The 21206-nt window shown below is 48.6% G+C and carries 9 protein-coding genes; all 9 read left to right on the top strand.

Going from position 1 to position 21206, the window contains the following annotated elements; genetic code table 11:
* Positions 1-627 precede the first annotated feature (627 nt).
* Positions 628-11502 (top strand): SdrD B-like domain-containing protein, encoded by a 10875-nt coding sequence (locus DFR28_RS02760; protein ID WP_170131953.1) that lies wholly within the window; start codon positions 628-630, stop codon positions 11500-11502.
* Between the two features lie 15 nt (positions 11503-11517).
* On the top strand, positions 11518-13677 hold the full coding sequence (locus DFR28_RS02755) for a C25 family cysteine peptidase (RefSeq protein WP_113952765.1): 2160 nt from the start codon (positions 11518-11520) through the stop codon (positions 13675-13677).
* Between the two features lie 271 nt (positions 13678-13948).
* Complete coding sequence (gene miaB / locus DFR28_RS02750; RefSeq protein ID WP_425455468.1) at positions 13949-15238, top strand: tRNA (N6-isopentenyl adenosine(37)-C2)-methylthiotransferase MiaB; 1290 nt, start codon at positions 13949-13951, stop codon at positions 15236-15238.
* 178 nt (positions 15239-15416) lie between these two features.
* Positions 15417-16397, top strand: coding sequence for a PhoH family protein (locus DFR28_RS02745; RefSeq protein ID WP_245941724.1), 981 nt, complete (start codon positions 15417-15419; stop codon positions 16395-16397).
* Positions 16381-16932 carry an rRNA maturation RNase YbeY gene (gene ybeY / locus DFR28_RS02740; protein ID WP_113952763.1) on the top strand — a complete coding sequence of 184 codons (552 nt, stop codon included), beginning with the start codon at positions 16381-16383 and terminating at the stop codon, positions 16930-16932. The genes DFR28_RS02745 and ybeY overlap by 17 nt, the downstream gene beginning before the upstream one ends.
* A gap of 41 nt (positions 16933-16973) precedes the next feature.
* Complete coding sequence (locus DFR28_RS02735) at positions 16974-17819, top strand: CorC family transporter (RefSeq protein WP_113952762.1); 846 nt, start codon at positions 16974-16976, stop codon at positions 17817-17819.
* Between the two features lie 5 nt (positions 17820-17824).
* Positions 17825-18748 (top strand): 5'-3' exonuclease, encoded by a 924-nt coding sequence (locus tag DFR28_RS02730; protein WP_113952761.1) that lies wholly within the window; start codon positions 17825-17827, stop codon positions 18746-18748.
* A gap of 110 nt (positions 18749-18858) precedes the next feature.
* Positions 18859-20730: an ExeA family protein gene (locus DFR28_RS02725; protein ID WP_113952760.1), complete on the top strand. Its 1872-nt coding sequence runs from the start codon at positions 18859-18861 to the stop codon at positions 20728-20730.
* 9 nt (positions 20731-20739) lie between these two features.
* Positions 20740-21192, top strand: a complete 453-nt coding sequence (locus DFR28_RS02720) for a general secretion pathway protein GspB (protein WP_113952759.1) — start codon at positions 20740-20742, stop codon at positions 21190-21192.
* The last annotated feature ends 14 nt before the right edge of the window (positions 21193-21206 follow it).

The raw sequence follows: 21206 nt of genomic DNA, 5'->3' as shown, positions 1-21206 counted from the left end.
GGTAGGGTGCCGGTGCGTGTAAGCAAGGTTAAATTCATTGGGCTAAACATGCGCAGAAAGTGAATTGTTGAAACTTGTAAATTCTGTGTTTCAGCGATAGCTCCTGTGATGCTATTACTGCTACTGTGTCACTAGTTTGGGGTGATTTAGTATAGGTAGGTGCTGGTTTATGAGGTTTTGGTATAAATCAACACTTAAAGAAGTCGTGAATTAGCTCCGTTTGGGGAAGTTGATATGCGATAGAAGTTTTGACGGTTGCAAGGTGTGTTGTAACGAATTGGTTTATAGGGCTGTCTTTGGGTGGGCATCTTGTGAGCTATTTTAGAGTTTGAGGGTCTTTTGTGGGCTCTCTGCAAGTATGGTTTTAACGGGTTGTATGATGGCGAGAGTGCGTTAGCGCTCTCTACTAGGTTCGTTTCGTGTTGGGATTTGGTGGGCGTGTGCGCTGACCATTTTGAACGAAACCGCTCCTTGCTGCCGAGTCGTCATGGCGTCATTTGAAGTATCCCCATTAGCACTTGTAGTCACACCTTGACTACGAGCTAGCGATGTGCGAATCACTCGATTCGCAGTAAAACCCATGCGTTAACGTTTGACAATCGCTTTGTTGCGATGGGTTTTTTATTGATGCGAAATGTATTTTTAAGTGGTTCTAAGCAGGCACTGAAATGTAATGCTCCTAACCTAGATCGAGGCGCCCTGGTTCAGCAAGCCAGTCCGACGACCGCGACGCGAAATATTTTGACTACAACCCGAACGGCGCTCTCGACCATGGTCGTCGCGCTGCTGCTGGGCTCTGCTACGGCGCACGCCGGCGAGCAGTTCATTGTGCCGTTACCCGCCGACCATGCTTTGGACTTCTTGGAAGGCATTGCTTCGGACGCATCATGTAATAATAGTTTCCCATCACCAAACCCAGATGAGCCAATGAATTCGGTCACCGACTTCGTGGTTCGTGTTGCCGGTTCCGTTATTGTGATTGATCACTGGGAGGACGGTTATGAACCTGTTGATCTCGGCGTGATTGCTAGTGATCCGAGTCAGGCGACGCAATCGACCACTCGGATCTATGGAGATGGTTTGGCATCGAATGGCGCGGTTCCTGGTGTTGCCTCCAATAATAATGCTGGCGATGTGTTAACACAGGGGCAAGTGGTTGTATTTCGTGAGTCTTTCGCGATTGCGAACTTGCAATCTGAGATAGAGGTTCGCGGCTTGAGTGGTCGAGCAGAAGACGGCATCGACGGCTCAGATCGTATTTTTGCCACTGAAACAATTAATGTTACACGAGCTCAATGGGCAGGTAGCTACCCGCAAGAATCGGGCACTTTGTTTGCTGGTGCTTTTGAGTTATTCCCTCAATCTCAGTGGGGGCAAAGTTTCACTCTGCCGGTGGGCGAAGATTCTGGTGCGGCGGAGTTTGAGTGGACTGGCGTTACAGTTATGGCCGCCAACGATAATACCGATGTATCTATTGATGCCAACGGCGATGGTGATTTTACAGACCCTGGTGATGTGTCGACAACAATTGATGCTGGCGAAACGGTGGAAGTGCTTGGGCGCAACGATGACGGTAATGTCGGCGTTGGAATGAACCAAGGTGCTAAAATCATTACATCGGACATTGCTCAAGTTAATATTGTTAGTGGGCAGGAGTGCTCCACTTATGCATCACGCTGGTTTACTCTATTTCCAGATGCATTGTTGGGTAGCGTTTATTACGAGCCCGTTTCAACCCCTGCGGGCGCCGCTACTAAAATCTATTTTTACAATCCCTCGACTAACGATATCATCATTAATTGGGAGACTACCGCCGGGGCTCAAACTCCGATTTCCGTAGCTGCTGGCGAGTCTGCGTCACAGATTATTCCGAATCTAACCGGAGCTAAGTTTTTCACTGGCACGAATGCCACGTTCGGAGCATTAACCGTTACCGATGAGGCTGATACTGCGCATGACTGGGGCCATGCGTCCACATCAAACCGATTGATGGGTAATATTGTGCAAGTGGGCTTTGCTGAAGGTGATGACCCTTCTAGAGATGACTTGTATTCCGGTATTGGTGAGAATGATGCGCCGGTCTGGATGGTTGCTGATAATCCTAGTGATCCGACTGATACTGTAATCGATATTTGTGTGGATGTAGCCGGCGATGGAGGGGTAAACACTGACCCAAACACTGGCCGCGATTACGACTATCTGGTGTCGCTTAACCGTCTAGACTCTGCTCGTTTATATGACGGCGGGCGAGATACGCCGAACAATGTGCCGGCGCATATAGATGGCGATCAAACCGGCATGCTGGTGTTTGTTTGTGATGGCAGTGATGCGATTCTTGCAGCCGCGTGGGGACAGGATCCTAATACGGCAAGTGGCGCGGCACCTGCGGTAGACGTTGGTACCACAGTGCGTTCAGTGAGCGCCAATATTGCTTTTATTGGCGACACTATTTTTGAGGACCTTGATTCTGATGGTGTGCGCGATCCAGGTGAGCGTGGTTTGCCAAATGTGTCGGTTCTTATATACCCGCCAGCCGGGGTTAATCTAGGCAACGGGCCGGGCCAGCCGTTGTTGACTCGAACTGATTACAACGGCAGTTATCTGTTCACGAAACTGGTGGATGGTGATTACCGAATCGAAGTTATAGCGCCCTCAGGGTTTCAACAAACATACGACCCTGATGTCGGTGGTGTTTGCGCAGGCGCGACTTGCGATAGTCAATCGTTTCCAGCTATTGAGGATGCTAATGGTCGCTTGGATCAAGATTTTGGATATAACAATGGGGTTCCACTGGGCCAAATCGGTGACACAATTTACTATGATGTAAACGGTAACGGCATTCAGGAAGTGGGCGAAGCGGGCATTTCAGGGGTTGACGTAGAGTTGTGTTCTGATGTGCCTGTTTCGACACCAAAAGCGCAAGATAGCTTTTCACCTGCGGCTTACAATAATAATTCAGCTGATTGGGCGTCTAATTGGACTGAGACTAGCGACGGTGGTTCAGCTACCGGTGGTACTATTTTTATTGACAGCGGCGAACTTCGCCTGTCCGGAAGATTCAACACATCAGTTTCGATTCAGCGACAAGTTAATCTAACTGGATTTAGTAATCCTACGCTAAATTTCTCTTGGAGACCGGGTGTTGCAGACTATGAAAACACTGATCGAATTCGAGCTCAGGTATCGGTGAACGGTGGTGGATTCAGTACTCTTAGAACTTTTATTGGGTCTGACATCGAAGGCACCACTGGAACTGAGTCGCTACCGATGCCTGCGGCTGCGGCCGGCTCCAATAATGTTGTTATTCGATTTCTTGTGGATTCAGATGACTATGCTTTTGGCGGTGAGAGACTTCTTATCGATAATCTCGCGATAGTTGGGGATGTGACACAAAACATCTGTGAAACACAAACAACTGACGGTAATGGTCTCTATCTATTCACCGGCAAGTTGCCCAATAATTACACTGTCGAAGTACTTAACCCGCCAGCGGGTTACAGCAATACTGACGACCCCGGTGGTGATGCCAATAATACAAACCAATTTACGCTCACTGGCAGTGGCGGTAACTTGGAACAAGATTTTGGCTATTACATCCCCGGTGAAGTGATTGGGCATGTCTATTTAGATACCAATGGGAATGGTGTACAGGATGTAGGCGAGCCGAATATCCCGAACTTAGATGTGTTGATTACCGACTCGATTGGTAACTTGCATATTGTTGAGACGGATGCCAACGGTGACTATTCAGCGTTAGTGCCACCGGGTGTGACGCAAGTTGATATTGATGCAACAGACCCACAATATCCAACAGGCTTTATTCAGACTGATGGCGTTGACCCAAGCAATGTGACCGCAGTGGCGGGCGCAACGGCGGATGCCGGCGATGATGGCTACTTCCAAGGTAATATTATTGGCGATACGGTGTTCTTCGATACCGACGGTAATGGCACGCAAGGTGGTGGTGAATCCGGAATTCCAAATCGACGAGTTACGCTAACGCCTGCGGCCGGCGTGGATATTGGCGCAGGCCCTGGTAACTCGATTTTTCAGTTCACTAATCCCAACGGAAACTATAGTTTTGTTGGCCTACCTGATGGCACGTACACGGTGACCGTGACGCCACCATCTGGTTACACGCAAACCGCTGATCCGGACGGCGGCGCAGATAGCACCTCGGTGGTCACCGTGACTGGCGGTGTTACTAACAATGCGCAGGATTTTGGTTATCAGCAAAACGCGGTAGTACCGGCTGGTCAAATTGGTGATCGCATATTTGGCGACTCTAACGGTAATGGCATACAAGACGCTGGTGAGCTCGGTCTGCCTGGCATTAATGTGCAGATCTGTGGTGATCTAGATGGCAATAACGGCACAGCCAATACTTGCCGTATTGAGACGACTAATGCAAATGGTGATTACCTGTTTGGTGATGAATTAGCCTCTGTTGGGGGCGCCGCAAACGCAGCCGATACTGCCTTACCCGCTACTGATGCGGGAGAAGTTTATACGGTTCGTGTGCTTAATCCTCCTGCTGGACAAACCAATACCGCTGACCCTGATAACGGATTGCCGAACTTTAGCCAATTAACGTTAGCGTCTGGCGCGAGTGATTTGGATCAAGACTTTGGTTACTCAACATTTGGGACCGTCACTGGGCATTTGTACATCGACACTAACTCGAACGGTCAACAAGATAGCGGTGAGCCGGACTTAAGTAATGTGGATGTGCTCATTACTGACTCGAATGGCGCAACTCAAGTGGTTTCTACAAACAACTTAGGAAATTACTCAGCGTCAGTACCTGCTGGCACTACCACGGTTGATGTGGACGAAACGGATCCACAATTCCCGTTAAATCATATTCAAACTGAAGGCGCTGACCCTTCTGCTGTGACAGCGGTTACCGGGTCTAGTGTGAGCGCCGGTGTTGATGGATATGCGCCAGGTGGCGTAATCGGCGATTTGGTGTTTTTTGATAGTGCCTCAGGCGGCACACTGGGTGTCTACGACCTCGGTATTGATACACCAATTCCTGGCGTAACCGTTACGTTGACACCACCAGCTGGTATAGATGCAGGTAATGGTGTTGGTGTTCCGGTTACATTGGTAACGGATGCGAACGGAAACTATTCGTTTGGTTCACTGCGTGCTGGTAACTATCAGGTGACAGTTACTCAGCCGAATAATACAGCTCAGACAGTTGATCCTGATGAGTCCGGTGTTTGTACGACATGTGATAGCACCTCTGCAGTTCCATTGGCCACTGGTGAGAGTCGACTTGATTTAGACTTCGGCTACACCACAGATATTCCTCCGGGTGTTTGTCCAATCGGCGTGATTACGTTTGATGAGTACCCATTAGCCACAGCAAACTCCACGACTATATTCAATAGTGAATATGCTACTGGCGGTGCAGATAATACCAATAGCCCGCTACCTGCCGGCTATGGATTCACTATTAGCGCTACCGGCGGAACAGGTCAGGCTGTTGCTTATAATACTAATAGCGGCACCAATGGTAATGATCCAGACCTTGAGTTCTCTAATACAGGTAATGCACTGATTGTTCAGGAAGGTGGAAATACTGGTGGCGTTGGTGAAGGTGGTTTGGTGCCTGATGATGTTGTTGGCGGGCGGATAATCTTTGATTTCGAGACACCGTTAACTGAATTTAGTGCAACCTTAGTTGATCACGAAGGCAACACTGCCGCATTGATTTTTACTGACACTTCCACTGGTGTTTCGGTCAGTGTGACACACGCCGATCTGACCAACGACGGCGTTGCGCCAGTAGGGCCATTTGAACAAGATCCTACTAGCTGCCCAGCACCTGCCGATGAAGTCGTGTGTGTCATGGACAATACCATCACGGCCGCCGAGTTGGCTGCATTTGGTGGTGTGATACTTGAGCGTTTCGATCGAGTCGAGTATCAAATGGAAGCCAGTGGCGGTATTGATGATCTTAATTTCACCTTTGATTGTGGATTTGGCTTAATTGGAGATCGCATCTATGAAGATACTAATGGCAATGGCATCCAAGACGTTGGTGAGCCGGGTATTCCAGGTATAGACGTACAGATTTGTGGTGATCTCGACAATGACGATCTTACGCCGCAAAGTTGTCGTGTAGAAACCACGGACGCAGATGGTGACTATGTATTTGGCGATGAGCTTGCAGCTGATGGCATTACACTGAGTGCCAATGACACGGCTATTCCGGCGACAACCGGCACCGAAGACTACACCATTACGGTATTAAATCCGCCAGCCAATACCTTTAACTCAGCTGACCCTGACGGTGGCAATAACAGCGTTGCGCAATTGACCTTCCCTGGTGGCGTGAGTAATTTCGATCAAGATTTTGGTTATGCCTCATCGCTGGGAGATATCACTGGTAATGTATCGCAAGACAATAACGGCGATGGAGTTGGTGATGCGAACCTAAGTGGCGTTACGGTTCAGCTGTACACCGATCCAAATGGCGATGGCAGCCCAGCCGATGGTGTTTTATACGAGCAAACCGTGACCAATGGTTCAGGCAATTATGCTTTCACTGACGTGCCGGTTGGTGACTACGTATTAGTCGAAATTGATCCGGCTGGTTTGAGTTCAGTTAATGATGTTGATGCAACGCCAGATGTTGGTGGTGATGCCGTCAATGCAAGTATCGTTGATAGCTATTTACCAGTTAGTCTGGCAGCGGCTGAGGGCGTTGATGCGGATAATAATTTCGTTGACGCACAAACTGCCAGCTTAGGCGGCAAGGTCTGGCTAGATGAAGATCTTGATGGAATCCTGGATACTGAAGAAACCGGTATTACCAGTGTAACCGTGCAATTGTTGCGTGCTGGCGTTGTGGTTGCCACGACGGTAACCGACACTAATGGAAATTATTTGTTCCCGAATGTTTTGCCTGGTGACTATACGGTTAATGTGGATGACGGTACGTTACCTACTGGCCTAAGTAATACTGCGGGTATTGGTGGCGTCGATCCTAAGGCAGTCACGGTTGAATCGGGTGATCGCATCCGTAATGTCAACTTTGGTTATATTCCGGCTGGTGTAAATCGCGGTGCGATTGGTGACCGAGTTTGGAGTGACGCCGACGGCGATGGAGTTCAAGATCCTGGTGAGGCTGGTATTGCCGGTGTGTCATTAGACTTAGTTGACTCTAGCGGTGCAGTTGTCGATACCACAACCACCAACGCTAACGGTGACTACCTGTTTACAGATGTTGCTTTAGCGGCAGACTATATCGTGGTTATTTCGCCAGCAGACACCGCTTTGAGTGGTTACACGCCAACCGTTGGCCCGCAAAGCGAAGGCGGTTACACCAGTAACCCAGCCACGCTTGATGCTGGCTTGCGTGTAATTATGGATTTGGACTTCGGGTTTGATAGCCCTGTGACCAATACTGTTCGCGACACGGTCTGGTTTGATGAAGACGGTGATGGCGTATTGAATGATGGTTCAGTTCAAGGTGCCGATGAGCCGCGTATTGCAGGCGTAACGGTTGATATATTGAACGCGTCAGGTGACGTCGTTGCAACGACTAAGAGCGATGCTTCTGGTGTGGTTGAATTCACTGGTTTGCCGGATGGTACTTATACCTTACGGATTACGGACCAAGCATCTAAGTTGACCGGCCTTACCGGTACCACCGATGAAGGTGTAGCACGGGTTTCTGACCCCGTTGTTGTGGCTGGAGGTCAAACTGTAACGGATACTAGCTTTGGGTATAACAACCCTGGGTTAATTGCCGGAACAGTCTACAGCGACGCCAACAGTTCAGCAGACCAAGATGATAACGAGGCTGGTTTTAGTGACATCTTAGTTACGTTGCTTGAAGACACTGATGGCAACGGGTCTTATGAATCAACGGTTAGTGCCACGCGTACCAACCCAGATGGAAGCTACGCCTTTGACGGTTTACCTCCGGGCGACTATCGTGTCGTCGTTACACCGCCAAGTGGTAACAATACTGAAGATCCAGATGGTGTGCAGGACGACATCACGGATATTACTCTGCTGGTTGGCGAAAGCTCGGTAGATAATGACTTTGGCTATGTTGATGCCGCGCTTAACCCAATTTCAGGTACGGTATTTTTAGACACAGATAAAGACGGTGTCGAAGATAGCGGCGAAGTGGGTATCCCCGATATTACCCTTGAGTTGAGTGTGCCGAGTTATGCAATCATTGACGGCTTACTGGACATAAATCGTGACGGCGTGGTTGATAACACTGATGACGGATCGTATCTCGGCCAGACTATTATCGATGGGCGTGTAGACCTCAATAAAGACGGTAACGTTGATGGTTCTGATGATGGCGTATTGAACGGTGTAACGATTATAAATAGTCGTTTTGACGCGGATGGCAACGGATCAGTTAACGCTGCTAACCGACCGACGGATGATCTTATATTGCCATCGGAAGTGATTTCCACTACGACTACCGATGCCAACGGCGATTACAGTTTTACTGGCCTGCCAGATTCGGCGTACACGGTGTCAGTCACTGATGATGCGGCTTTGTTAACTGGTTACGACATTACCAGTGGTTTAGATACGCTCGATGCAGTTGTGGCTGGCGCACCGGTCACTGATGTGGACTTTGGTTATATTCGTGAAGAAGCCACTGGGTCGATAGCTGGTGAAGTTTGGATTGATGAAGACAGCGATGGTACTGCCGCAAATCGAGAATATGATTTAAGCGACGTCGACGTGCATTTGTGCCGTGCTCCTATCGTGGCCGCAGGCGCAACCTTCCCTGACGGCGTGTTGCGATTCCAACGTTATGATGTTGCTAATACCATCGCGTCGGTTGATGACATCGAGTCATTGGGTACGGTGTCATTAGATACGACCTCGGCGTCTTTTGAGTTGTTGCCCGCCGATGTGCCGGATGCGGCTGAAAATTACGCCTATGTCTATACAGGCTATTTCACCGCGCCGAGCACCGGTACGTATACGTTCCAAACTCGTTCGGATGATGGCAGTACCTTGTCTATCGATGGGGTTGTAATTGTCGATAATGATGGAACGCACGCGTCTGCAGCCGTGGCCAACACGGTTGATTTGAATGCTGGGCTTCATTCGATTGAAGTGCGATTCTTTGAGCGTGGTGGTCAAAGTGTTTTTGAAGTTGACTACAGTCTGCCTGGACCGGTGAATTTGGTCGATTTAGGCACCGCGACCTTATCGACAATTGCTGATTTCTGTGACCCGACGCATCCTAACTTTGTAGCAACTACTACAACGGATACCAAAGGGGAGTACATCTTTAGAGATCTGCCTCCGGGTCAGTATGTCGTTGATTCGGACCGCAATGACATTCCATTTGGCTTGGAAGAAACTGTCGATCCAACATCACCAACTTCGCCAGTCAATTTGTCTGAAGGTGAAGATGTAACCGATGTGGATATTGGTCACGAGCCAACTACAGTTAATGGCGTTGCCAGTGGTGTTATGTCTGGTTTCGTTTGGGTAGATGCTGACAACGACGGTCGTTACGACACCGGTGAGGCACCGATTTCGGGTGTCACAATCAATGTCAGAGATACCGCTCAAGCCACTTCGGCGGTTGGTAACCAGCAAGGTCCGGTGGTTTATACCACTACGACCAACGCTGATGGTTCTTGGATGATCTCCGATTTTTCTGCTACGGGCATGTTGGATACCTTCTTGGTTGAGTATGTTCAGTCGGACATTGACACCAATGCTGGTGTGGATCTAATCGACAATCAGCCGACGAATCTACCGCTTGGTGACTATAATTACTCACCGGTGGAGTTGTTGTCTGACCCTGATCACAACATCAGTTTCTTAGACTTTGGTTTTGTGCCGGTCACCTCGGGAAGCTTAGGTAGTATTGCTGGCACGATTTATTCCGATGCGGATCAAAACGGTGACTATTTGGCTGCTACTGATGGTGAGTTACAAGGTGTGTCTTTGAACTTATTGGATAGCGCTGGGAATGTGGTTTCCACGACGGTTACTGGCGCAAACGGCAGCTACCTATTTTCAGGGCTACGTGATGACAACTACACCGTGGTGGTTAGTGACATTAACAATGTTACTAAAGACTTGAATCCGCTGGAGTTAATTCCTACCCCGATTGTCATATCGGGTGGCAATGATGTGGTTGACCAAGACGCTGGATTTATCTCTGATACAGATTTGTTTTCAATTGGTAGTCGTTTCTTTTTCGATACCAATAACAACGGATTTTCAGACGATAACGAGCCTGGTGTACCTGGCGTGATTATCCAGTGTTGGTTAGATGCTGATAATAGTCAGACTCCTGGTGACGCGTCGATTCTATCGTCTTCGGTAGTGCCTCAACCGGGCGTTGACAATCTGATTCGTACGGTTCGAACGGACAAAGATGGTGAGTACTACTGTACTAGTTTGCCAGCCGGTCGTTACATCGTAAAAGTATTGGATGCCGGTGCTTATACCGAGGCCAATGGCGCTAACGTTACTGAGAATGCCGGTGATAACTACGCCAAACATTGGAGCTACGCATTGGAGCTTGGTAATGCCGAGCCTAATTACACGGCTGACTTTGGTGTGGTCGGTAATAATTCTTTGAGCGGTACCGTGGTGATAGAAGATGCCGAATTGGTTGAGCCGGATGATGATGGCACCTTAACGGTCGATGAGCTAGATGCAACACCAGGTGGTGTGAGTCCAGATTCGCCGGCCGCTGGTGTAACTGTCGAGCTGTATGTAGAACAAAACGACGCGTTCATTAAGCTGACTGAAACGGTTACTGATGCTGCCGGTGACTATACGTTTGGCAACTTGCCGGATGGTAATTACCGCGTTGAGGTAATCACTAACGGGTCGCCGATCGACGGTTACGGACAAACCGGTGACCCTGATTTGGCTGGTGAAGCACAACCGGAAGCACGTGTTTGCGATACGCCTACCGCGGCGCTATGTGATAACCGCTCGCCAGCTTATGGGCTGTCTGGTGGAACGGCGTTGAACGACATAGATTTTGCGTACCAGCGAAATTTCACAACCACTCCGGTCACAATGAACTTCTTTAGTGCGACCCGTAACGGCGCAATCGTGGAGTTTAATTGGGAGACCAGCAACGAGGTCGGTCATGCCGGTTTCCAAGTCTATGAGCGTGGAGCGGAAGAGTGGGTATTACTCAACGACACATTGATTATTGGTACGCCAGGTCATGTGCTGAGCACTCGCAGCTACACTTTTCAGGCTAATACTGAAGCCAAATGGTTTGCTTTAGTGGATGTGTCTAATCAAGAAGAAGTGGTTGCGCATGGTCCGTTCCGTGTTGGTGAGGAGTACGGCGCTAACATGGTGACACCAGAAGCATTTGATTGGTCAGGTATCGAGTTAAGTGAACCCAATGTTGATGACGTTCGAAGCGTGATCGATCGACGTATACAAGATTTACTTCGCAGCGGTGAGTACGACGACTTGGCAGATGAGCCAAGCGTCGAATCAACGGCTGAGTCAGAGTAACTAGGAGCTAATGTGATGAGACGTTTATTTATTCAATTGCTTACTGCTGCCACTGCGTTAGGTTTTGCAGCAACAGTTTCAGCAACCGAGTTATTCAAGATTGTAACGACAGAATCGGGAATGCACCGACTCAAATACCAGGAATTGTTTGACAAAGGAGCCGATCTGGCTGGTTTGCCAGTGCGTAATATTGCGCTAACGTTAAACGGAGAGCCGGTACAAGTTCGTGTAGTCGGTCAGTCAGTGGGTAGTAAAAACACCTTTGGGCCTGGCGGCTCCATTGAGTTTTACGCTGAACAGGCCGATAGCCTGTACTCTAAAGAGTCGGTGTACGTGCTGCACTTGGTAGCGCGCGGTGACTCTCGTGGCATGGTTAAATCGATTCCGTCGGCAATAACTCGGGTGGTTGATCGTATTGTTCCGGCGCAGAGTTATTTGCATACTGAAATCGTAGAGAAAAATAACACCTATGATTTTGCTGCTCCATCAGCCACCGATCCATTTCACTTTGGACAGACATTTAGCTTTTTTACTACGCCGTCTTACAACTTCACCTTAGACAATGTTGCTGGTGGTAGTGCGTCGGCAAAGGTATCGGTCGAGATGTACGGCTTGCTGGATTTTGATATAGAAGGCAATGATCATCACTTTGAGGTGTTGGTGAATGGTAATTTGGTTGGCGATCAACAGTTCGATGGCGCAACCGCCACCGTGCTCGATATCGAAGATGTGCCTGTGCAGTCTGGTGACAATGCTTTTCGTTATAAGTATCGATCGATAGCGGGCGTGCCGTTTGACCGTATTACTTTGAACAAATTTTCGGTGACTTATCCGCGCACAACTGATGTGTCGGGCAGCGGATATTTGGAAGGTTATTTTGATACCGAGCAAGCAATGGTTGTCGGTGTGGGCAATGCTGCGAGCGTTTATCGTAAGTTGGAAAATGGTGAATTAGAGCGTTTAGAGCGTGGTGTAGAAGCGCGTGGTGACGGTGTGGTATTCAGTACCGGCGGCGTGGCCGCTGATTATATTGTGGTGGCGGAAGACGCTTATACAGTGCCAGAAATCGAAGCCATTCCTGATTACCAAGATATCTCATCTGGAATCGTCGATTATCTAGTGATTGCGCATCCAAGCTTGATTGGCGATGAATTGCAAGAACTCGCTGATTTACGTGCGCAAGACTATGCCGTTAAGGTGGTAGACGTTGACCAGGTTTATGCGCAATACGGTAACCACATTGTTGGTGCGGATGCGATTGAGAATTACGTGTCGTACGCCGCGAATAATATGCAAGCCAAAATGGTGATGTTGATTGGTAGTGATACGCTTGATTATAAAAAGCTCATTTCCAACTCAATTAGCCTATTGCCGACCAAGTACGTTACTACGCCAGGTGGCGCGTTGACTATTACTCAGACTCCATCTGATGCGGCTTACGGTGACTTAAATGATGACGGTGTTCCGGATATTCCGACCGGTCGTATTTCCGCGCGAACTAAGCAAGAGCTCGCTAACGTTGTCGCAAAAATCAAAGCGTATGAAGCTCGCGAAGGCTACATCGGCCGCACCGTGGTTGCGACTGATAAGCAAGACGTTGGTAATGGCGTGTCGTTTGCGGATGACGCGCAAGACCTTATTGATGCGATTCCGTCGGCTTGGTCAGATGGTATTCGTGCAGATTTTCGGGCGTTTCCAGATGTAGACGGTCACCAGCAAGCGCATGACAAATTAATCAACTTGATTAATTCTGGTGTGTCGGTTGTTTCTTATATTGGCCATTCGTCTCAGCAAAGCTGGTCTTACACAACACCGCCAATGATGCGTGCGGTTGAAGTGGCGGGGCTCACTAATGTTGGTAAGCCTACAGTGGTGACGCAATGGGGATGTTGGAATACTTACTTCGTTGATATCAGTGGGAATACCATGGCTGATGCGTTTCTGTTAACTAAAGATGTTGGTGCCGCTACGGTACTTGGTGCGTCCACGTTGACCAGTTCGACCGGTGAGCGAGCGTTGGGTATCGAGCTGAATAAGCGTTTGTACACAGAAGGTATGACTATCGGCGATGCGGTGATTCAAGCTAAAAAAGCATTGGTCAAGGTTGGCGATTTTCCTGCAGTGCAACTTGGTTGGCAGATTCTGGGTGATGTGGCCCTGAAAATTAATAATTAGCTCTGGCTTCAAGTCACAGTTAAAAAAGCCAGCTTATTGCTGGCTTTTTTGTGTTAAAACCAAATTATCTGCGTTTGCTCAAAAAATAAGCGATTTATTGCATGGTTGGATTTGGAAACTCCGCAATTACAGGTAAAATACGCGCCCTCAATTGCAATGCTATTCTTCGCTACTCATGACTGATTTAGATACAAACGCGCTTAAAGTAGAATCTACCGAACGTTCCGATGCGCCAGCTAAAAAGGTGTTCATCAAGACCTTTGGGTGTCAGATGAACGAGTACGACTCCAATCGGATGTTGGATTCGCTCAATGCATCACATGGCGTTGAGGCGACGACGGATGAAACCGAGGCGGATATTATTCTGCTCAATACTTGCTCGGTGCGTGAAAAAGCCCAAGAGAAAGTGTTCTCGCAGCTAGGCCGATGGAAAAACCTCAAAAACACTAATCCGGACTTAGTAATTGGAGTAGGTGGTTGCGTGGCCTCACAAGAAGGTGAAAGCATCATGAAGCGCGCGCCTTATGTAGACATGGTGTTTGGGCCACAAACCTTGCATCGTCTGCCGCAAATGTATGACTCCGTGCGTAGTACTAAAGAATCTAACGTCGATATTACGTTCCCAGAGATTGAGAAGTTCGACAAACTACCGGCTCCCAAGGTTGAAGGCGTTACGGCATTTGTGTCAATTATGGAAGGCTGCAGCAAGTACTGTTCGTTTTGCGTGGTGCCGTATACCCGTGGAGAAGAGTTCTCGCGCCCGTTCGATGATGTGTTGGCTGAGGTGTATTCGCTGGCGCAACAAGGGGTTCGCGAAATCACCTTATTGGGCCAGAACGTCAATGCATACTGGGGGCCGATGCATGATGGCTCAATGGCCGATTTAGCCTTATTGATTCGTTATGTGTCGGAAATTGATGGTATTGGCCGTATTCGTTATACCACTTCGCATCCATTGGAGTTTTCGGACAGTCTAATAAATGTGTATGCCGATGTGCCAAAACTAGTGAATCATTTGCACTTACCGGTGCAGTCTGGCTCTGACAGCATTTTAGCGGCGATGAAGCGTCGTTATAAGGCCGAAGACTATGTGCGTATTATCGAAAAAATCCGCAAGATACGCCCCACAATAAGCTTGTCATCCGATTTTATTATTGGCTTTCCAGGTGAAACCGATGAGGACTTCGAGGCCACGATGTCGCTGATCGAAACTATCGGTTATGACACTTCGTTTAGCTTTATTTACAGTCCGCGCCCCGGTACGCCAGCATCAGATTTGGCTGATGACGTGCCGATGGAGGTCAAGCAAGCGCGCTTACAACGTTTGCAAAAACGCATCATAGAAATGGCGGCGGATATAAGCCGAAACATGGTCGGTACGGTACAAACCGTATTAGTTGACCGTCCGGCGCGAAAAGATCCTCAGCAAATATCCGGTCGCACCGAGAATAACCGCGTGGTGAATTTCGATGGAGACCAGAATTTAATCGGTCAATTTGTCGATGTCCGGATAACCGAAGCATTGCCAAACTCACTGCGTGCGGTAATGGTGGACAGTTAGGTTTATTCGAGTTGCGTTGGTGTGACTCGAATTCTTAACAAAATTACGCTTGTTTTCTTTGGACGCTTGTTCTATAAATCGAGTATGCAGAAAAATCATCTTCGTCGACATTCTATGCGAGGCAAGCTGCATTCATGATTAGACGTACCAGCTGTCCTTGTACGAGAGGTCTATTTCATTGAATCAAGCACTGCCTGCTAAGACGCTCTCTCTCGGCTCTAAAGAGTCACCTGTCGACAACGCACGATTATCCATTCTCTGCGGTGAATGTCACCGCAACATCAAAATTATCGAAGACGAATTGTTAGTGCGCTGTTACCAACAAGGTTCGGACTTTGTGCTGCAAGGTAAGTTGGGCCACGTCGAGGTTGCGCAACGAGTCATTCAAAAGCTATATCAACTAACGGCTGGCAAAGCCGGGAGCGCTGGTTTGGAAGAGTCCAAAGTTTATCAAGTGATCAATAATATGTCAGAGCCGTCAGAGCGCGATGTTGAATTTGCGCGTGTGTCCGCCCCGCTTAAACCTGTGGTGGCCAAATCTAACGCGCAAAGCGAATACATGTTGTCGATCGATAAGCATGATGTGGTGTTCGGTATTGGCCCTGCCGGAACCGGTAAAACCTATTTGGCCGTGGCCAAGGCGGTAGAAGCGTTAGTCAATGAAGAAGTAAAACGCATCGTGTTGGTGCGACCAGTGATTGAGGCTGGTGAGAATCTCGGGTTCTTGCCGGGCGATATCGGTCAAAAAATCGACCCCTATTTGCGACCCTTATATGACGCTTTATACGAACTATTAGGCGTCGAACGCGTTGCGCGACTTATCGATCAAAAGATCATCGAGTTGGCACCGTTGGCCTATATGCGCGGACGTACTTTATCCGACGCCTTTGTGATAATGGACGAAGCTCAGAATACCACCATTGCACAAATGAAAATGCTGCTGACCCGCACCGGTTATGGTTCCAAGGTTGTTCTTACCGGTGATTTGTCGCAAGTAGACTTACCAAAAGGCACGTACTCTGGTCTGAAGCATGCGCTGACGATTCTGCGTGATGTTAAAGGTATTAGCGTTAATAAATTCACCGGTAAAGATATTGTGCGGCATCCATTAGTGCAGCGCATTGTGCAAGCTTATGAGAAACATGAGCGCAACGATTAGTTTAGTGGATTTGCCAGTGTTGTCGGTTGATGTGCAATTCGCGCTTGAAGCGTATAACGATGACGGCTCTGAAGCTACTACAGTGGTCAACTCTGAGAACGAGCTGCCGACAGTCGATCAATTGTCAGAGTGGGCTAATTTGGCTTATCAAGCTGTGCGTGATACGCCCACTGAGATGACTATCAGAGTGTGTGAGTCCGCTGAGTCTCAGATGCTGAATCTTAGTTATCGAGGAATGGATAAGCCGACGAATGTATTGTCTTTTCCGTTTGCCTCAGACGACGACTCTTTTGCGCCAGCGATGGCCGATCTGGAATTGCCTATTTTAGGTGACGTGGTGATCTGTCATGCGGTATTAGTTCACGAAGCGCAACAACAACAAAAGTCACTCTCTGATCATTATGCGCACATGGTGACTCACGGTATATTGCACCTTTGCGGTTTTGATCATTTGGACGATCAAAGCGCACACCAAATGGAATCCTTAGAAGCTACGATTTTGGAACGCAGTCAGATCGCGAATCCATACCAATAATCACCTATTTTTGTCATTGAAATTAACCCTCTTGTTACTGCATGAACGCTCCCGAAAAACCTCCGTCGAAATTTACTCAGTTGCTTAAAAATAAGTTGTGGGGTCTATTGCCTCAACAGCGTGCTGAAACCCGCGAAGATGTGCTGGAAAACCTTCGCCAAGCTGAAGAAGACGGCATTGTTGCCCGTGATGCCTATGACATGATGCAGCGCGTTATGTATGTGTCGGACCTGAAAGTGCGTGACATTATGGTGCCGCGTAGCAATATGGCTTTTGTTGAACGAGAGCATGCTCTTGACCAATGTTTGGATGTCATGGTCGACAGTGGGCACTCGCGATTTCCTGTGGTAGATAATGAAAAGGATATGATCGTTGGCATTTTGCTGGCCAAAGATCTACTGCACTTTTTCGATGATGATAATAAGCAACGGTTTAATCTGCGCGACCTCACTCGGCCGGTGGTGTTTATTCCTGAGAGCAAACGCTTGAATGTGTTGCTTAGTGAATTTCGCGAAAACCGCAACCATATGGCGATTGTTGTCGACGAGTTTGGCGCTATTGCTGGTTTGGTGACCATTGAAGACGTGCTCGAACAAATCGTTGGAAATATTGAGGACGAGCATGATGTGGAAGATGATGAAAGTCTGATTCGTACACTCGAAGACGGCGAAGTGATTGTTAAGGCGGTATTGCCAATCAGTGAGTTCAACGAACATTTCCAGTGTTATTTGAGTGAAGCTAATTCAGACACCATCGGCGGTTTGGTTAGCCAGACTATCGGGCATGTGCCAATGCGTGGTGAAAGTGTGGAGATCGATAAGTTTAACTTTGAGGTGATTCACTCTGATTCGCGGCGCATCCATTTGATTCGCGTTAAGCAGGGGTAGGCGGTATGCAAAACGGGTCGAAGCCAACGGTGTACTTAATTGATGCCAGCATATATATCTTCCGAGCATGGTTTTCCGTTCCGGATTCTATGCGTGGTGAAAATGGCCAGCCGGTGAATGCGATTTATGGGTTTGGTCGTTTTTTAACTGAGTTTGCCGAGAGAAGTCAGGCGGCTCATGTGGGTATTGCCTTCGATGAAAACCTCACTCAGTCGTTTAGGAATGATATCTATCCACAATACAAAATGAACCGGGAGTTACCCCCGGAAGACCTCAAAAATCAATTCAAGTATTGTAAAAGAATGGCTCAAGCCGCTGGGTTTCATTGTATTGGTCATGATCGCTATGAGGCCGACGATTTGATCGCGACATGGTCGGCAGCAATGCGTAGTCACGGCTACCGCAACGCCATTGTAAGTGGTGACAAAGATCTAGCCCAGCTTCTGCATGGCGATGATTTTTGGTGGGACTTCGCGCGCAATATTCAGCTCAACTCAGCCGGAGTGGTAGATAAGTTTGGAGTACCACCACATTTAATTCAGGATTATTTGGGGCTATGTGGGGATGCTGTTGATAATATTCCGGGTGTGCCGGGAATCGGTCCGAAAACCGCCACAGCCTTGCTCAATGAATTTGGCTCGGTGGAAGATTTGTACGACAATCTGGATGCCGTAGGCGGCTTATCGATTCGAGGAGCTAAAACGCTGTCGGCTAAGTTGAGCGCACATAAAGATCAAGCAATGATGTCGAAGTTGCTGGCAACGGTAGCGTATGATGCTCCGATTGACACCACGCCAGACACCCTGTTGCGACGATCTGCAGAGATAAATTCACTGCAGGAAATCGGCCACATCATGGGCGGACGTGGTGAGGGCTTGTTTAGTCGATTGGTTGAGTCTTCCAACCGAGTTCGTCAGTCGACACCCTAATTAGTTAGCGACCTTTGAGGCGCGTGTGCTTTAGTAATGCATCTGTAATTAGTTGTGTTGTGTGAGTCCGCGTGCATTCAAAATTTGATTTGACGTAATCGAGGCTACCAGTGTACTTAACGTATTTTGGGTTAACCGAGCGACCATTTTCTATCGCCCCTGACCCGCACTATCTTTACATGAGTAATCGCCATAAAGAGGCGATGGCACATCTAACTTACGGCTTGTCGCAAGGTGGATGTTTTATCGTGCTCACTGGTGAAGTAGGGACGGGTAAAACTACGCTATGTCGCAATTTGTTGACTGATCTGCCAGAGAATGTCGATGTCGCGTTAATACTGAATGCCAATATTAACGAGCAGGAGTTATTGCAGACTATCTGTGATGAGCTCAAAATCGATTATCAAGAGTCGGCTACGCAAAAGCGCTTGTTGGATCAGATAAACGCGCACTTGCTGGCGACCTTCGCCGACAACCGACACACGGTGTTGATCATTGACGAAGCTCAATTGTTGAGTCGAAACGTGCTCGAGCAAATCCGCCTCTTGACCAATCTGGAGACCACTAAAAGTAAGCTGCTGCAAATTATTCTAATTGGCCAGCCAGAGCTCAATCAGGTATTGACTCGCAATGATCTACGTCAACTAGCGCAACGGGTTACCGCGCGCTACCACTTGGGCTCGCTGGATCGTGCTGAGATCGGTGATTATGTGAATTTCCGTTTGGCGGTAGCCAGTTGTAAGCAGCCGCTGTTTAGCCGTCAAGCGCTGAATAAGTTATATAGTTTGAGTGGTGGTATTCCGCGCAAAATCAATGTGTTGGCTGACCATGCTTTGTTAGCCGCATACGCCAAAACTCAGGCGATGGTAGATTCAAAGTGCGTTAAGGCCGCAGCGAAAGAGGTCTTTCTCGATTCGGACTCAGTTGGCTCAGCGGTGACTGGTCATTTGAATGCGAATCGCTGGTGGGGTTTGGCGGTTGCTGTGGTCTTGCTGAATGTGCTGCTCTGGTGGTATTTCGCGCCAAGTAATCAGGATGTGAATGAGTCTGCTGGTCAAGCTGTATCAGGATTGCCGGCTGTGTCGGAGTCTTCGGAGTTAGTTGATGGCAAGCAGTCGACGGCTGCATCGTCTTCTGTTTCAACTGAGGTGGCAAATCAACCGGCCTTAACTACGATTATTAAGTCTGATCAAATTGCACCTGGCTCGGTGCAGATTGCTGACGAGTTTTTGGATAGCCCGTCGGATGCTGACTCGCAAGATGATCCGCTTATCGGTCAGGCGAGTAATCCGCCGATCAACAATTTGTTACCTGCGGCTCCGCGGCGGCCGAGCTATGACATTGATTCTGAGTTTGGCGCGGTGCTTGATACCTCGGCAGATGTTACCGGTCGGATCTTGGCGCTCAGAAGTCTCGCCTTAGCCTGGGACGTAGATTTACCCGAGCAGCTTATTAAGTCTCCGTGCGAAGAGTTAAAGCAGGTTGGGGTGGCGTGTGTGAGCGCCAACAGTTGGTCGCAATTGCTGCGTTTAAATCGTCCTGCTGTTTTAGTGTTGGAGCAGCGCGGGCAACTGCATCGGATCATCGTGTTCGATATGGAAGATGATGTAGCCCGTGTACTAGTTGGTGAAAATGTTCATTCGGTTGAGGTCAGTGAGTTGGCTGCGCGCTGGGCGCGAGATGCCACGGTTTTGTGGCGACCGGGCCCGGTCGGCAGCCGTTTGTTTCAGCAAGGCGATGAGTCACAACAAATGCCGGTTCTACGAGCGCATCTAAATCAAGCTCTAAGTGTCGCTAGCATGCCGCTGTTAAGTGATGTTGGTTCGACTAAATTTGATCTGGATTTGGCGCAGAAGGTCTTCGCGTTGCAATCTCGATTTGGTATTGTGGCAGACAGTAAAGTCGGTGATGAAACCTATACGTTAATGAACGAATTGATTGCGCCTGAGACTACGCCGGTATTACGGCCTCGCGCGTGGTAGGTAATTGTTATGTCAACCATACTTGATGCGTTAAAAAAGTCCGAGCAAGAGCGCAAGCTGAACAGTCTTCCGACTTTGTCTGATATGCCACCTCCGCAAGAGAGTTCGCGGCTGCCGCTCATTTTGCTTTGTGTAATTTGTGCGTTGCTGGTTGTGTTGTTGCTGTTGGTTGTGGCGCAATGGCGGTCTAATCACAATAGTGTTAATTCAGAGCAATCCGAGTTGAATGGTCGCTTATCCGTTGCTGCATCGACTGACGAATCGCTGCCAGTCGATGTAAATATTGTAATACCGATTGATGTGGTGTCGTTCTCGGATGAGCCGGCTCAGCGGTTTGTCATGATAGAAGGCAAGGTGGTGCGTGAAAAAGAGTTCGCGCAACCGGGTGTCATGGTCGAAGAGATTCAGCGCGATGCCGTGATATTGAATATTCGAGGGCAGCGCGTTAAGCGTACGCCTTGACCCCACTTTTACGG

The sequence above is a fragment of the Arenicella xantha genome (genome assembly GCF_003315245.1).
GTDB classification, from domain to species: domain Bacteria; phylum Pseudomonadota; class Gammaproteobacteria; order Arenicellales; family Arenicellaceae; genus Arenicella; species Arenicella xantha.
This window is presented reverse-complemented; position numbering and strand designations above follow the sequence as displayed.

Excerpts from the sequence above, each read along its gene's own strand:
- DFR28_RS02760 (WP_170131953.1), top strand. The coding sequence starts at position 628 with ATGCGAAATGTATTTTTAAGTGGTTCTAAGCAGGCACTGAAATGTAAT.
- DFR28_RS02755 (WP_113952765.1), top strand. The coding sequence starts at position 11,518 with ATGAGACGTTTATTTATTCAATTGCTTACTGCTGCCACTGCGTTAGGT.
- miaB (WP_425455468.1), top strand. The coding sequence starts at position 13,949 with ATGAACGAGTACGACTCCAATCGGATGTTGGATTCGCTCAATGCATCA.
- ybeY (WP_113952763.1), top strand. The coding sequence starts at position 16,381 with ATGAGCGCAACGATTAGTTTAGTGGATTTGCCAGTGTTGTCGGTTGAT.
- DFR28_RS02735 (WP_113952762.1), top strand. The coding sequence starts at position 16,974 with ATGAACGCTCCCGAAAAACCTCCGTCGAAATTTACTCAGTTGCTTAAA.
- DFR28_RS02730 (WP_113952761.1), top strand. The coding sequence starts at position 17,825 with ATGCAAAACGGGTCGAAGCCAACGGTGTACTTAATTGATGCCAGCATA.
- DFR28_RS02720 (WP_113952759.1), top strand. The coding sequence starts at position 20,740 with ATGTCAACCATACTTGATGCGTTAAAAAAGTCCGAGCAAGAGCGCAAG.